The sequence below is a fragment of the Kitasatospora sp. NPDC088134 genome (assembly GCF_044741705.1).
Lineage (GTDB): Bacteria > Actinomycetota > Actinomycetes > Streptomycetales > Streptomycetaceae > Kitasatospora.
Genome location: NZ_JBIUTD010000009.1, coordinates 65,596 through 79,281, shown reverse-complemented (window position 1 = coordinate 79,281; position 13,686 = coordinate 65,596). Strand labels below are relative to the sequence as shown.

The 13,686-nt window shown below is 76.3% G+C and carries 9 protein-coding genes, 5 tRNA genes and 1 pseudogene; 9 read left to right on the top strand and 6 right to left on the bottom strand.

Annotated features, from left to right (window positions below; translation table 11 throughout):
• Nucleotides 1-10: 10 nt before the first annotated feature.
• Nucleotides 11-352: a hypothetical protein gene (locus ACIOHG_RS16760; RefSeq protein WP_400950769.1), complete on the top strand. Its 342-nt coding sequence runs from the start codon at nucleotides 11-13 to the stop codon at nucleotides 350-352.
• Nucleotides 353-423: 71 nt separating this feature from the next.
• Here the strand turns inward: ACIOHG_RS16760 and ACIOHG_RS16755 are convergent, their stop codons facing one another.
• Together ACIOHG_RS16755 and ACIOHG_RS16750 are read right to left on the bottom strand one after the other, a co-directional pair.
• Nucleotides 424-1,254: an aminotransferase class IV gene (locus ACIOHG_RS16755; protein ID WP_400950767.1), complete on the bottom strand. Its 831-nt coding sequence runs from the start codon at nucleotides 1,252-1,254 to the stop codon at nucleotides 424-426.
• Nucleotides 1,255-1,342: 88 nt separating this feature from the next.
• The gene (locus ACIOHG_RS16750; RefSeq protein WP_400951187.1) at nucleotides 1,343-2,374 is read right to left on the bottom strand and encodes a chorismate-binding protein; all 1,032 of its coding nucleotides are present in this window, start codon (nucleotides 2,372-2,374) and stop codon (nucleotides 1,343-1,345) included.
• A 301-nt stretch (nucleotides 2,375-2,675) separates the two neighbouring features.
• Between ACIOHG_RS16750 and ACIOHG_RS16745 the strand changes: the two genes are divergently transcribed.
• From ACIOHG_RS16745 to ACIOHG_RS16725, 5 genes are all read left to right on the top strand, one after another.
• A tRNA-Gly gene (locus ACIOHG_RS16745) sits at nucleotides 2,676-2,748 on the top strand.
• 39 nt (nucleotides 2,749-2,787) lie between these two features.
• Nucleotides 2,788-2,861: transfer RNA gene (locus ACIOHG_RS16740), tRNA-Cys, on the top strand.
• 36 nt (nucleotides 2,862-2,897) lie between these two features.
• Nucleotides 2,898-2,969 (top strand) — tRNA-Val (locus tag ACIOHG_RS16735).
• Between the two features lie 34 nt (nucleotides 2,970-3,003).
• Nucleotides 3,004-3,075, top strand: a tRNA-Val gene (locus ACIOHG_RS16730).
• Between the two features lie 34 nt (nucleotides 3,076-3,109).
• Nucleotides 3,110-3,184, top strand: a tRNA-Val gene (locus tag ACIOHG_RS16725).
• 279 nt (nucleotides 3,185-3,463) lie between these two features.
• Here ACIOHG_RS16725 and ACIOHG_RS16720 read toward each other — a convergent pair.
• Nucleotides 3,464-3,640: a hypothetical protein gene (locus ACIOHG_RS16720; protein WP_400950764.1), complete on the bottom strand. Its 177-nt coding sequence runs from the start codon at nucleotides 3,638-3,640 to the stop codon at nucleotides 3,464-3,466.
• A gap of 590 nt (nucleotides 3,641-4,230) precedes the next feature.
• On the opposite strand from ACIOHG_RS16720, the pseudogene ACIOHG_RS16715 reads away from it, so the two are divergent.
• The 3 genes and pseudogenes from ACIOHG_RS16715 to ACIOHG_RS16705 form a co-directional block, all read left to right on the top strand.
• A pseudogene (locus ACIOHG_RS16715) lies at nucleotides 4,231-5,619 on the top strand (serine/threonine-protein kinase); the annotation flags it as partial.
• A 632-nt stretch (nucleotides 5,620-6,251) separates the two neighbouring features.
• On the top strand, nucleotides 6,252-6,809 hold the full coding sequence (locus ACIOHG_RS16710) for a hypothetical protein (protein ID WP_400950762.1): 558 nt from the start codon (nucleotides 6,252-6,254) through the stop codon (nucleotides 6,807-6,809).
• Nucleotides 6,810-7,119: 310 nt separating this feature from the next.
• On the top strand, nucleotides 7,120-7,494 hold the full coding sequence (locus ACIOHG_RS16705; protein ID WP_400950759.1) for a hypothetical protein: 375 nt from the start codon (nucleotides 7,120-7,122) through the stop codon (nucleotides 7,492-7,494).
• A 12-nt stretch (nucleotides 7,495-7,506) separates the two neighbouring features.
• Here the strand turns inward: ACIOHG_RS16705 and ACIOHG_RS16700 are convergent, their stop codons facing one another.
• From ACIOHG_RS16700 to cobT, 3 genes are all read right to left on the bottom strand, one after another.
• Nucleotides 7,507-8,310, bottom strand: coding sequence for a TrmH family RNA methyltransferase (locus ACIOHG_RS16700; protein WP_400950757.1), 804 nt, complete (start codon nucleotides 8,308-8,310; stop codon nucleotides 7,507-7,509).
• A 103-nt stretch (nucleotides 8,311-8,413) separates the two neighbouring features.
• Nucleotides 8,414-9,649 carry a uroporphyrinogen-III C-methyltransferase gene (gene cobA / locus ACIOHG_RS16695; protein ID WP_400950756.1) on the bottom strand — a complete coding sequence of 412 codons (1,236 nt, stop codon included), beginning with the start codon at nucleotides 9,647-9,649 and terminating at the stop codon, nucleotides 8,414-8,416.
• 187 nt (nucleotides 9,650-9,836) lie between these two features.
• On the bottom strand, nucleotides 9,837-13,355 hold the full coding sequence (gene cobT / locus ACIOHG_RS16690; RefSeq protein ID WP_400950753.1) for a nicotinate-nucleotide--dimethylbenzimidazole phosphoribosyltransferase: 3,519 nt from the start codon (nucleotides 13,353-13,355) through the stop codon (nucleotides 9,837-9,839).
• Nucleotides 13,356-13,686: the final 331 nt, after the last annotated feature.

The following is a 13,686-nucleotide window of genomic DNA, read 5'->3' as shown; positions in this document are numbered from 1 at the left end:
GATCGACCCGATGAGCATTGACGTCTGCTTCTGGTGGCGCGGCGAACCGTCCGCGTCGCCCGAGGAGCTCTACGAGGAGGCGGCCGAGGGCATCCCGGACCGCTTCGAGCCCAGCCCGCTCGTCACCGCGTTCCGCGAGCGACTGACCCTGGAGTGGCCCGGGATCGAGGACTCGCTGGAGCCGCTGACCTACGACCCGGACCTGGAGGAGCAGGAGGACCTGTCGCGGTTCGTCCTGCTCACCCTGTCCCACGGCCGGGCCGACGCGCTGCCGGACATCGTCGAACTGGCCCGGTCCTGCGGGCTGACCGGCTACGACCCGCAGAGCGGCGAGGCGATCGACGGGGACTGAGCCCCCGCGGAAGCCGTGATGACCGATGACCCCGGTGGGTCGGCGCGTGCCGACCCACCGGGGTCGCGCGTTCAGAGGGCCCGGTCGACCGGGTCGCGGTCCTGGGCGGCCCGGGCGGCGAAGACCTCGACGGCCTTGCGGGTGACCGGGCCGGGGCCGGTGAGTTCGCGGTCGTCGATCCGGGTGACGGCCTGGACGTCGCGCAGGGTGGAGGTCAGGAAGACCTCCTCCGCGTCGGCCAGGGCCTCGAACGGGAGGTCGGCCTCCTCGGCGCCGGTCCAGTCGACGACCAGGTGGCGGGTGATGCCGGCCAGGCAGCCGGAGGCGAGGGTCGGGGTGAGCAGGCGGCCGCCGAGGACGACGAAGACGTTGGAGCCGGTGCCCTCGCAGAGCAGGCCCGCGGTGTTGGCGAACAGCGCCTCGGAGGCGCCGGCCCGGTGGGCGGCGGCGAGCGCGACCACGTTCTCGGCGTACGAGGTGGTCTTCAGCCCGGCGACGGCCGAGTGCTCGTTACGGCGCCACGGCACGGTGACCACGGCGGTGGTGTCGGGCCGGGGCTTGGCGGTGCCGAGGGCGACGACCAGGCTGGGGCCGCTGTCGCCGCGCTCGGAGCCGAGCGGGGAGGTGCCGCCGGTCCAGGTGATCCGCAGCCGGCCCAGCGGCAGCGGCTTGGCGGCCAGGACGGCGGCGCAGGCCGCCCGGACCTCGTCGTGGTCCGGGTCGGGCAGGCCCAGGCCGCGGGCGGAGCGGGTCAGCCGGTCCAGGTGGCGGGTGAGGGCGAAGAGTTCGCCGTGCTCGGCCTTGACGGTCTCGAAGACGCCGTCGCCGACGGTGAGTCCGTGGTCGAGGACGGAGATCGCGGCGTCGTCCTCGGCGGTGAGGGTTCCGTTGACCCAGATCATCGGCGGGTTGCTCCTAGCGGGGTGCGGTCGGGCGGGCGGGGCGCGGTCAACCGAGCGGGCGGACGACGGTCGGTCGAGCAGGCGGTGCTCAGTCGAGCGGGCGGTCGGGGGTGCCGCTGGAGGCTATCGCCACCAGGCGGGCGGCCTTGAGTTCGGTCTCCTGCCACTCGCGTTCGGGGTCGGAGTCCCAGGTGATGCCGGCGCCGGTGCCGAACCGGAGCACCGGCGGGGCGCCGGCCGGGCGCTCGATCCAGAAGCTGCGGATGCCGACGGCGAGTTCGGCCTCGCCGCGGTCGGCGTCGACCCAGCCGAGGGCGCCGCAGTAGGGGCCGCGGGGGGCGGTCTCCAGTGCGCGGATGATCCGCAGTGCGCTGCTCTTGGGGGCGCCGGTGACCGAGCCGGGCGGGAAGGTCGCACCGAGCAGGTCGGCCCAGCCGGCGTCCGCGCGCAGCCGCCCCTCGACGGTGGAGACCAGGTGGACCAGGCCCGGGTGCTTCTCGACCGCGCACAGGTCGGGGACGGTGACGGTGCCGGTGTCGCAGACCCGGCCGAGGTCGTTGCGGACCAGGTCGACGATCATCACGTTCTCGGCGTGGTCCTTGTCCAGCAGGTCGGCCTCGGTCCGGCCGGTGCCCTTGATCGGCCCGGAGCGGACGGTGCGGCCGTGCCGGCTCAGGTACAGCTCGGGCGAGGCGGTGGCGATCTCCACGCCGTGCTCGGGCAGGCGGATCGTTCCTGCGTACGGCGCGGGGTTGTGGGCGGCGAGCAGGCCGGTGAGGGCGTCGATGTCGCTGCGGTCGGGGTCGGGCAGCGGCGCGCTCAGCACCCGGCAGAGGTTGGCCTGGTAGACCTCGCCGGCCGCGATGTGCTCCCGGATCCGGCGGACGCCCGCGCGGTAGGCCCCGGCGTCCAGCGAGCTGCGCCAGTGCGCCGGGTCGGGTCCGCGCCAGCCCTCGGTGGCGGGCGGGGCCGGGTCGGGGCGGACGTCGGCGAACCGGGCGCAGGTGAGCCGGCCCTCGAAGTCGTGGGCGACGGCCCAGAATCCGCCGCGGTCGAGGGCGGCCGGGTCGTGGGTGACCTCGCGCAGGCCGGTGGCGAGGCGTCCGGCGAAGCGGGCCATCGGCTGGTGCGGGCTGAGCGGGGCGGTGCGGCCGGACACGGTTCTCCTGCGCGGATTTCGGTGCTGCCCGGGCCCGCGCGCTCGGCGCCGGGGCGGGCCCCGGGGGATCGCCCCGGTACGGGAAAGTCTAGGTCGGGGGCCTGCCGGAACGCCCGGGGCGGCCGCGCGGGGCCGGCATCCGACGGCCACCCCCGCGCCACGCTGCGGGAACGGATTTTTCAGCTGGGCCGGGCATCCGCTAGAGTTCAACACGTCGCCAGGGAGCGCCGCCGGGAAACCGGAGGGGCCCGCTGGAAGACAGGCGGACGTGGCTCAGTTGGTAGAGCATCACCTTGCCAAGGTGAGGGTCGCGAGTTCGAATCTCGTCGTCCGCTCGATGGGAAACAGGGTAAGATCGTTTCCCGGAGTTGCCTGGTGGAGTGGCCGAGAGGCGAGGCAACGGCCTGCAAAGCCGTGTACACGGGTTCAAATCCCGTCTCCACCTCCAAGAGGAAGCGCTCGGTTCGACCGAGGTTCCCTCCCCGCGCGATTAGCTCAGCGGGAGAGCACTACCTTGACACGGTAGGGGTCACTGGTTCAATCCCAGTATCGCGCACCGGCCTTCGGGCCCCGGTCCTTCGGATCGACCCGCGCGATTAGCTCAGCGGGAGAGCACTACCTTGACACGGTAGGGGTCACTGGTTCAATCCCAGTATCGCGCACTCGGCACGCTCCCTCGGGGCGTCCGGCGCACCCGCGCGATTAGCTCAGCGGGAGAGCACTACCTTGACACGGTAGGGGTCACTGGTTCAATCCCAGTATCGCGCACCACAGTTGAGAGCCGCCGTCCGGTTTCGGACGGCGGCTCTCGGCGTTCGCGCGGCTGGTACGTGTTGCTCGTAGGGCGTTCCTCGCACAGCGTTGCTCGCACGGCGTCGCTCGTAGGGCGCGGTGGTGGCGGCGAAGAGTGGTGGCCGGGAACGGCACGCCCTCACCGACGTGTCGTTCCCGGCCATCCAGGGGGCCGGAGCTGCAGCCATGCTCCTCACCTCGTCCGTCCACGACAGGTGAGGACTGCTCCGGCCGGCGCGATCCCTACCCCATGCGGGATCAGCGCCCGATCAGGTCGGCGACGGCCTTGGTCTGCGTCGCCAGTTGGTCCCACGCGCCGAACAGGGCCAGCAGCAGGACGGCACAGGGGAGCACGATCGCCAGGGCGACCATCGGGTGCCGGGTCTCCGCGTCGCGGAGGGGCCGACGGCGAAGGGCTCTGCCGAGCGGTGCCATTGCGGTACTCCTGCCGGACTGTGGTGCTGCGGTCGGGTCGGTGGGTGGTGCTCGGTCGGTGCGGGGGCGGGTTTCTCGGGGGACGAGCGGGGCCCGCCCTCGCTGTGCACAACGTTAGGCGGCAGGGCTTTCGGCCACGTCATGCCCGCGTACCGTTCCCAGCGCCTCCGCTGGTAGGAGGAGCGGCCCGGTGGCGTACTCCTGGAGGCGGAGACGGGGACCCGGACACCCTGACGCCAACCCTGAGGGCGGCCCCTGGGGGGCGGCTCGATCGAGGCTGGGGCGACGGGGTCTGACGGTGCGTCGGGTGGCGGGGAGGGCGGTCCGGGCGGGCTCGGCACGGGCTCGGTGGCGGGGGCCGGACAGACTCGGTGGCGAGGGCCGGGCAGGCTCGGCACGGGCTCGGCGGTGGGTGCCGGGCGGAGGATAACGCTCATATCCGACAATCCCACCGGCGGTTCGCGTGTTGCGTGTCGACGCGCGACCGCTACCAGTCCGTAAGCTGTCCCGAGACGGTTGTCTGACGGTGGCCCGGACCGACGGGGCCCCACCACCCCACGGGTCGACAGAACGGGAACGGGTACGGGCGGATGGCAATGATGCGGCTGCGGCGTGAGGACCCCCGCATCGTCGGTCCGTACCGGCTGCACCGGCGGCTCGGCGCGGGCGGGATGGGCGTGGTCTACCTCGGCTCGGACCGCAAGGGGCAGCGGGTCGCGCTGAAGCTGATCCGGGCCGAGCTGGCCGAGGACGCCGAGTTCCGCACCCGCTTCGCCCGGGAGATCGCCGCCGCCTCGCGGATCCGTGGCGGCTGCACGGCCCGGGTGGTGGGCTCCGACATCGAGGCCGACCGGCCGTGGCTGGCCACCGCGTACGTGCCCGGGCCCTCGCTGTACAAGCAGGTCTCCGACGAGGGGCCGATGGCCTGGCCGGACGCGGCCCGGATCGGCGCGGCGCTGGCCGACGGGCTGGTGAAGGTGCACGAGGCGGGGGTGGTGCACCGGGACTTGAAGCCGTCCAACATCCTGCTCTCCCCCAAGGGCCCGCGGATCATCGACTTCGGCATCGCCTGGTCGCGCGGCGCCTCCACCCTGACGCACGTCGGCACCGCGGTGGGCTCGCCGGGCTTCCTGGCGCCCGAGCAGGTGCGCGGCGCGGCCGTCACGCCCGCCACCGACGTGTTCGCGTTCGGGGCGACGCTGGCCTTCGCGCTGACCGGGGAGTCGCCGTTCGGGTCGGGGGCCTCCTCCGAGGTGATGCTGTACCGGGTGGTGCACGAAGAGCCGGACCTGACGGGCATCCCGCCGGTGCTGGCCCCGCTGGTGCGGGCCTGCCTGGCCAAGGAGTCCGCCGAGCGCCCGCCCGCGGCCGCGCTGCACGAGCGTCTCAGCGAGCTGGCCGCGCGCGGCGGCGGGCGTCCGGGCCGGGCCGAGGGCGGTCGGATCGAGGCCGGTCGGACCGAGCCGGGCCGGGCTGCGGCGGGCCGGGGCGCGGAGCGGGCGGCGGAGGGCGCGGGCGCCGAGCGACGGGCCGGGGCGGGGGCCGGGCGGCGGCCGGAGTCCCGGGCCGAGGCGGCGGCCGCGGTGCGTGCCGGGGCCCGGCCGGAAGTCCGGGACGGGCGCCCCGACGGTGCGTCGGCCGCCCGGCCGGCCGCCGCCGGGTCGGCGGGCCCGCCCGCGATGCCCCGGCAGGACGTCCGCCCGGAAGGCCGGCCGGAGGGTCGGCCCGCCGGGCGCCCGGCGGGTGGCGGGCCGCGCCGCCCCGCGCGGGACGGCGACACGGTGCGCGAGCGGCGCCCGGCCGGGCGGGAGCGCACGCCGGTGCCGGGCCGCGACCGCACTCCCCCGCCCGGACGCACCCCGCACCCGACCCTGGGCGGGCGGCCGACGGCCCGTCAGCGGCTGCTGCGCCAGCGCCTGGTGGTGTTCGTCACCGTCACGCTGGGCGTGGCGCTGGCGATCGCGGTGGCGCAGGGTTGCGAGAACCGGGACGCGCAGGGCCTGGCGCCGCTGCCCGCGGTGACCGCGCCGGGGCCGGACGCCGGGGCGACGCTGTCGGTAGACGGCGCGTCGGTCCGCAGCGGGGCGGGCCTGGGCCCGTCGCTGGGCGGGCAGCCGCAGGTCGACTGGCCGAACCTGAGCTACCCGGACCCGGCAGGCGGCCCGGCGATCCGGCTGCACGACGGCCGGGCCACCGGGGCGGGCGCCCCGGTCTCGCTCTCGGCGGTGCTGCCGGCCCGCTACCGGGACGCGCAGGCCGCGCTGGTGGTGCTGCGCCGGGTCGAGGGCTCGGTCCCGGTCGACCTGGTCCAGCTGTACGGCTTCACCGGCGACGCGCCGGTGCTGATCGCGGACCGCGCCTCCACCGCCAACCCGGAGGCCGGGGCGGTCTGGCGGGTGGAGAACGGCGCGCTGATCCGCGAGGAGCGGGTCGACCGCACCGGCGCGGTCTCCTCGACCCGCTACACCGTCCGCCCGGACGGCGGCCTGGAGGAGTCCTGGCCGGGCGCGGGCGTCTCCGGCTCGGCGAGCTGACGGCCCCGCCGGGCTGACGGCGGTCGGGCCCCGGTGGGTGGTGACGTGCTGTCAGTGGGCGGCGGCAGCATGTGCGCATGATGTGGACGACCGACGCGATGCACGTCGCGTACTGCCAGTACTTCCTGTACGGGCCGGAGCTGCCGGCGGGCTGGGACGGGCACGCCTTGGACCGGCTGTTCCACGGGAACGGGGTGGCGGCGGGGTGCCCGGACCACCTGACGGTGCTGTGCGGGACGCACACGGGGCTGATCCGGCTGGGGGTGGAGCGGTGCGCGGCGCGGCCGCCGGAGCCGGGGCCGGAGTGGGAGAGCGCGGTGGAGCTGTCGCTGCACAGCAGCGGGGAGTTGCGACTGCGGGCCTGGGACGGGGTGGAGGTCGCGGCGGCCGGGAACCTGGCGCACGCCGGGCGGGGCTGGTACCGGGTGCGGGTGCAGACCCGGGGGCGGGACAAGGGGCGGGAGGCCGACACGGCGGCCCGCCCGGTGGAGGAGCACCGGCTGACGGTGTGGCCCGCTCCCCCGGCGCCCGACCTGGTGCTGCGGGTGGGCGACCTGACGGGCCGTCGGCACCACGACCCGCGACGGCCCGCGCCGCAGCCGATCCGGCCCCCGGCGACCCGCCGGGCGGCGTAGCGCGGGCTCTCCGGCCCCACCCCGAGCCCCGCGGTTTCTCGGCCTCCGGCCGGTCCCCTCAAGTTCGTACTCTCGACACACCGGGCGGAGCTCCTCGTCCCCGGGCTTCCGGCCGACGCCGGGCGGTGTAGCACCCGCCCTCCGACCCCCAGCGTGCCGGGCCGTGGGAGGTCGTGCCGAGGGCCGGCGGGGTGGTGCGTGGTGTTCGGTGGGGGCTGCGTGCGGTGGATGCGTCCCGGCCGTCGGAGAATGGCCGCAGCGCGCGCCGGTTCCGGCGGTTGCGGTCGGCGGAGCGGGAGGTGCGGGAGCGATGGGCCTGGTGGAGGGGCAGCGGGTCGGGCTGGCCGAGGATCTGGTGCTGGGCGAGGCGTCCGCGGGCGCGGACGGGGTGGTGGCCGGGGTGCTGCTGCTGGGGGCCGGGGCCGGCGGTGTCGTGGAGCGGGTCCGGGAGGTGCCGCCGCCCGCGGAGGTCCGCGAGTACGAGCGGCTGCGGGCGCTGTTCGAGGACTACGGGCACACCATGCCCGCGGAGAGCCTGCGCCGACTGGAGGCGGAGGTCGCCGAACTGGAGCCGCACTGGCGGGAGTTCACCGCCCGGGGCCCGCAGGTGTCGGTCCGGGTCCGGTTCGACAACGGCTTCGTCCTGGACGGCGCGGACGAGGCGGTGCTGACGGCCGGTGGCTGAGCGCGGTCCGGCTCAGCCGTGGCTGACGGCGTAGAAGGCGATCGCGGCGGCGGCGCCGACGTTGAGGGAGTCGATGCCGTGCGCCATCGGGATGCGGACCCGCTGGTCGGCGGCGGCGAGGGCCTTGGGGGTGAGGCCGTCGCCCTCGGCGCCGAGCATCAGGGCGGCCTTCGGGAGCAGGTGCGGGCGGGCGGCGGTGAAGTCCTCGGCCCCGGAGGGCGTCAGCGCGAGCAGTTCGAAGCCGGCCTCCCGGACGGTGCCGAGCGCGTCCGGCCAGGGGTCGAGCCGGGCGTAGGGGACGGAGAAGACGGCGCCCATCGAGGTCTTGACGGCCCGTCGGTACAGCGGGTCGGCGCAGTCCGGGGAGAGCAGCACCGCGTCCATGCCGAGCGCGGCGGCGGAGCGGAAGATCGCACCGAGGTTGGTGTGGTCGACCAGCCCTTCGAGGACGGCGACCCGGCGGGCGCCCGCCAGCACCTCGGCGGCCGCCGACAGCGGCTTGCGCTCCATCGAGGCGAGCGCGCCCCGGTGCACGTGGTAGCCCGTGACCCGCTCGGCGAGGCCGGGTTCGACCAGGTGGACGGGCGCGTCGGCGGCCTCGATGACATCGGCCATCACGCCCAGCCACTTCGCGGTGAGCAGCATCGACCGCATCCGGTAGCCCGCCGCGAGGGCGCGGCGGATCACCTTCTCGCCCTCCGCGATGAACAGCCCCTCGGCGGGTTCGCGCCGCCGGCGCAGTTCGACGTCGGTCAGGTCGGTGTAGTCGCTCAGCCGGGGGTCGGCGGCGTCGGTGACGGTCAGTGGCTCGGACACCGCACGATTTTCGCACGTCGCCGGGCCCCGGCTCCCCGGCGGACGGGGGGCCGGGCGGGCCGGACGCTCGGACTTGGCCGCAGATTCGGCCGAGGACGCAGCCTCAGCCGAGGACGTGGACGACCTCGCCGATCACGATGACGGCCGGCGGCTTGACGCCTTCGGCGGCGACGGTCTCGGCGACGGTGGCCAGGGTGGCGTCGATCCGGCGCTGGGCGGCGGTGGTGCCCTCCTGGACGACGGCGACGGGGGTGTCGGCGGCCCGGCCGTGGGCGACCAGTTCGGCGGCGATCGCGCCGATCTTGTCGACGGCCATCAGCAGCACCAGGGTGCCGGTCATCCCGGCGACGGCCCGCCAGTTGGTGAGCGAGCGCCCGCCGGGGCCGACGTGGCCGGAGATGACGGTGAACTCGTGGGTCAGCCCGCGGTGGGTGACGGGGATGCCGGCGGCGGCGGGGACGCTGATCGAGGAGGAGATGCCGGGGACGACCGTGACGGGGACGCCCGCCTCGACGCAGGCCAGCAGCTCCTCGCCGCCGCGCCCGAAGACGTACGGGTCGCCGCCCTTGAGCCGGACCACGAACTTCCCGGCCTTGGCGTGCTCGACCAGCGCCTGGTTGATCGCCTCCTGCGCCATGTAGCGGCCGTAGGGGATCTTCGAGGCGTCGATCACCTCGACGTGCGGCGGGAGTTCGGCGAGCAGTTCGCGGGGCGCGAGGCGGTCGGCGACGACCACGTCGGCGTCGGCGAGCAGGCGGCGGCCGCGGACGGTGATCAGGTCGGGGTCGCCGGGCCCGCCGCCGACCAGGGCGACGCCGGCGCCGCGCGAGCGGTACTGGCGGGCGGCGAGCGAGCCGTCCCGCAGGCCGGCCACGATGGAGTCGCGCAGCGCGGCGGAGTGCCGGGGGTCGCCGGTGAGGACGGCGACGGTGGCGCCCGCGTCGTGGCCGGAGGCGGGCGTCCAGGCGGTGGCGGCGGAGGCGTCGTCGCTGCGCGAGCAGAACACCCGCAGCCGCTCGGCCTCGGCGGAGATGGCGGTGTTGACGGCGGGGTCGTCGGTGGCGACCAGGGCGTACCAGGTGTCGGCGAGGTCGCCGTCCGCGTACGGGCGCCGGTGCCAGGTGATCTCGCCGGCGTCGGCCATCGCGGAGACGGCGGGGGTGGTGGCCGGGGATATCAGGTGGATGTCGGCGCCGGCCGCGATCAGCGCGGGCAGCCGGCGCTGGGCGACCTGGCCGCCGCCGAGCACCACGACGCGGCGGCCGGTGAGCAGCAGCCCGACGGGGTACGGAGTGAGCCCCTGGGTGGTGGGGTGCGGGTGCGGGGTGGGCGCGGTCATGAGGGGGAGCTCCTGGGTGGGCGGCGGTGCTGGGCGGTCCGGTGGCGGGCCGGACGGCCCCGTGGCGGGGAGCCGCCCCGTGGCCGGCGCGCCCTTGAGCCGGTGACGGGCCGGCCGTGAGCCGGTGCGGTCCGGCGGGGCGGCCGCCCCCGTGCGCACGCGGGGGCGGCCGGACGCCGGTGGCGGGTCAGGCCTTCTCGGTGACTCCGGCGGAGTCGAAGGTGGCTACATCGTGCATCGCCCGGGCCGCGCTCTGCACCAGCGGGAGGGCCAGCAGGGCGCCGGTGCCCTCGCCGAGGCGCAGGTCGAGGTCGATCAGCGGGCGCAGGCCGAGCTTGGCGAGGGCGGCCTGGTGGCCGGGCTCGGCGGAGCGGTGCCCGGCGATGCAGGCGGCCAGCACCTCGGGGGCGATGGCCTTGGCGACCAGCGCGGCCGAGCCGGCGATGACGCCGTCCAGGATGACCGGGGTGCGCAGCGAGGCGGCGCCGAGCAGGAAGCCGGCGATCGCGGCGTGCTCCAGGCCGCCGACGGCGGACAGCACGCCGATCGGGTCGGCCGGGTCGGGCTTGTGCAGCTCCAGCGCCTGCCGGACCACCTCGACCTTGCGGGCGTGGGTCTCGTCGTCGATGCCGGTGCCGCGGCCGGTGACCTCGACCGGGTCGGTGCCGGTGAACACCGCGATCAGCGCCGCCGAGGCGGTGGTGTTGGCGATGCCCATGTCGCCGGTGATCAGCACCTTGTTGCCGGCCGCGACCAGGTCGCGGGCGGTCTCGATGCCGACCTCGATCGCGCGCAGCGCCTCGTCCCGGCTCATCGCCGGGCCCTGCGTCATGTCGTCGGTGCCGGGCTTGACCTTGCGCGGCAGCAGGCCGGTGGTGCGGCCCTGCTGGATGGCGTCGGGCAGTTCGGCGGCGACGCCGACGTCGACCACGCACACCTCGGTGCCGATCTGGGCGGCGAAGGCGTTGACCACCGCTCCCCCGGCCAGGAAGTTGCCGACCATCTGGGCGGTGACCTCCTGCGGCCACGGGGTGACGCCCTGGGCGTGCACGCCGTGGTCTCCGGCGAAGATCGCCACGCAGCCGGGCTCCGGGATCGGCGGCGGGCACTTCCGGGCCAGGCCGGACAGCTGGGCGGCGATCAGTTCGAGGACGCCGAGCGAACCGGCGGGCTTGGTCATCCGCTTCTGCCGGTCCCAGGCCTCGCCGAGCGCCTTGGCGTCCAGCGGGCGGATGCCGCGCAGGGTGTCGGAGAGCAGGTCGTGCGGCTCCTCGCCGGGCAGCGCGCGGTTGCCGTACTGCTCCTCGTGCACCACCCAGGACAGCGGGCGCTTCTTCGCCCAGCCCTGCTGCTGCAGCTCGGGCTCGTCCGGGAAGGCGTCCACGTAGCCGACGCACAGGTAGGCGACGACCTCCAGGTGCTCGGGCAGGCCGAGTTCGCGGACCAGCTCCTCCTCGTCGAAGAAGCTCACCCAGCCGACGCCCAGGCCCTCGGCGCGGGCGGCCAGCCAGAGGTTCTCGACGGCGAGCGCGGCCGAGTACGGGGCCATCTGCGGCTGGGTGTGCCGGCCCAGGGTGTGCCGGCCGCCGCGGGTGCGGTCGGCGGTCACCACGATGTTGACCGGCGTCTCCAGGATCGCCTCGATCTTGATTTCCTTGAACTGCTTCGCCCGGCCCTTGGGCAGCGAGTCGGCGAACGCCTCGCGCTGGCGCTCCGCCAGTTCGTGGATCTTCCGGCGGGTCTTCGCGGAGCGGATCACCACGAAGTCCCAGGGCTGCGAGTAGCCGACGCTGGGCGCGGTGTGCGCGGCCTCCAGCACCCGGATCAGCACCTCGTGCGGGATCGCGTCCGACCGGAACCCGTTGCGGACGTCGCGCCGCTCCCGGATCACCTGGTGGACGGCCTCCCGCCCGGCCTCGTCGTAACCGGGGGCGGCGGGCGCGCGCTCCTCCTCGGCCGACTCGGCCGACTCGGCGGGCTCGGGGGCTTCGGCGACCTCGACGGTGTCGGCGGGGGCCTCGACGGCCTCGGGGGTTTCCGTGGCTTCGACGGCCTCAAGGGCTTCGGGCGCCTCCGCGACCGCAACGGGCACGGCGGCCTCGGCGACGTCCGCCGCCGCCTGCTCCCCGGTCACCGGCTCGACGGCGGCGACCTCGGAGGTCCGGACGGCCTCGGGGGCGTCGACCGGCTGCTGCTCGACCACCGGCGCGGCCGTCTCCACGGACTCGACGGCCTCGGTGGGTTCGACGGCCTCGGCGGTCCCGGCAGCGGGCTCGACGGCCGGCGCCTCGGGCGCGACCGCGGGCTGCTCGGCGACCGGCTCGACGGCCTCGGCGGCGACCGGCTCGGCCTCCAGCAGCGGCAGGCCGGCGGGCGCGGCGAGGAACGCGGAGATCCGGCGGTGCGCGCCACGGCCACCCGACTTGGCGGGGGCGGGCTGCTCGGCGGCGGGCTCGGCGGCCACCGGTTCGGCGGCGGTCGGCACGGCCTCGGGCTGCGCGGCGACCGGCGCGGCCTGCTCGACCGGTACGGCCTCGGGCTGCGCGGGGGCCTCGGGCTGCGCGTCCGACGGGGCGTCAGTTCCGGTGGCGGGAGCGGCCTCCGCCCCGGGCCCGGCGACGGCCTCGGCCGGGGCCTCCACCGGCGCGCCGACGGCAGCGGGCTGCTCAACAACCACGGCCACGGGCGCGGGCGCGGCGACGGCGGCGGGCGCCTCCACCGGCTCGACGAAGACCGGCACCAGCGGGACGGCCACCGGGGCCGCGACCGGCGCAACGCGCTCGACGGCGGCGGGCGCCTCCACCGGGGCGGCCGCGGCGGGGGCCTCGGCCACCGGCTCGGGCTCGACGGCCGGCGCCTCGGGAGCGACCGGCTCGGCGGTCGCGGCGGCGGCCTCGACCACGTGCGGCTGGACGGGCGCGGGCACCAGCACGGTGGGCGCCACGGCGACGGGCGCCGGCACGGGCTGCGGGGCCGCCACCGGCCCCTGCTGCTGCACCTGCTGCACCGTTTCGGCGGGGAGCACGGGCACCCCGAAGGCGGGGGTGCCGCCGGGGGTGGACGGGCCGCGGTCGGCGAGCGAGCGGACCGGGACGTGACCGGTCATCAGCGAGGGGTCGGGGATCGGCGGACCGGCGTGCAGCGGGCGGCGCGGCTGCGGGGGCACCGGCTGCGGACCGGCGGCGAGGTGCAGGGTGCCGGGCGCCTCCGGCGCGGCGACGGCCTCGACCGGCGCGACCGGCACGGCCTCGACCACCGGGACGACCGGTGCGGCCGGGGCCGCGGCCTCGACCGGCACGGCGGGCCCGGCCTCGACCACCGGGGTGACCGGCGCGACCGGAGCAACCGGGGCGTCCGGCGCGACGGGCGGCTCCGCCCCGGGCTGCGGGGCGGCGGCCACGGGCGGGGCGAGCGGGGGCCAGGACGGCGCGACGGGGGTGCCCGCGGGCTGCTGCTCGGCGGCCTCGACGACGCCGTGCACGGCGTCGCCCCAGGCGGTCTGGGGGGCGGGCATCAGCAGTTCGTCGTCCTCCTCCTCGCCGTCGGGCTGGTCGAGGAAGGTGTAGGCGGGGCGCTGTTCGCCGTGCCAGCCGGGGCCGGCCGCGGGCGGAAGGGGCGCGCCGAGGTGGTGCTCCGGGACAGGTCCGCCGGGCCCGGGTTCGGGCGCGAGGGGACCGGCGCTGGGGGCGTGTCCGCCGTCGGTCATGTCAATGCTCCTTCCAGGGCGCTTGCGCGTCCTCGGCGGGTCCCTGGGGCTCCGCCACTTCGCCGGGGCGGGCCCGCACCGACCCGTCCCCCTTACTCCATCGGCCGTCACCCGCACGGGTGGCGCACCATCAGAAACAACGACAGCCCCGAGAAACCGGCACGACGGCGCGGCCGCTTCGGACCCTCACGGCATTCTTCCGGGCCGGTGCGCACCGCGTCGAATGCCCGCGAACCGGGCCGTACGGGTGGCAACCCGTCAAATGGGTGGCAACCGGGCCGGATCGGACACGGTGCCGCTTCGACGGGCGGGCCCCGGGCAGAACCCTACC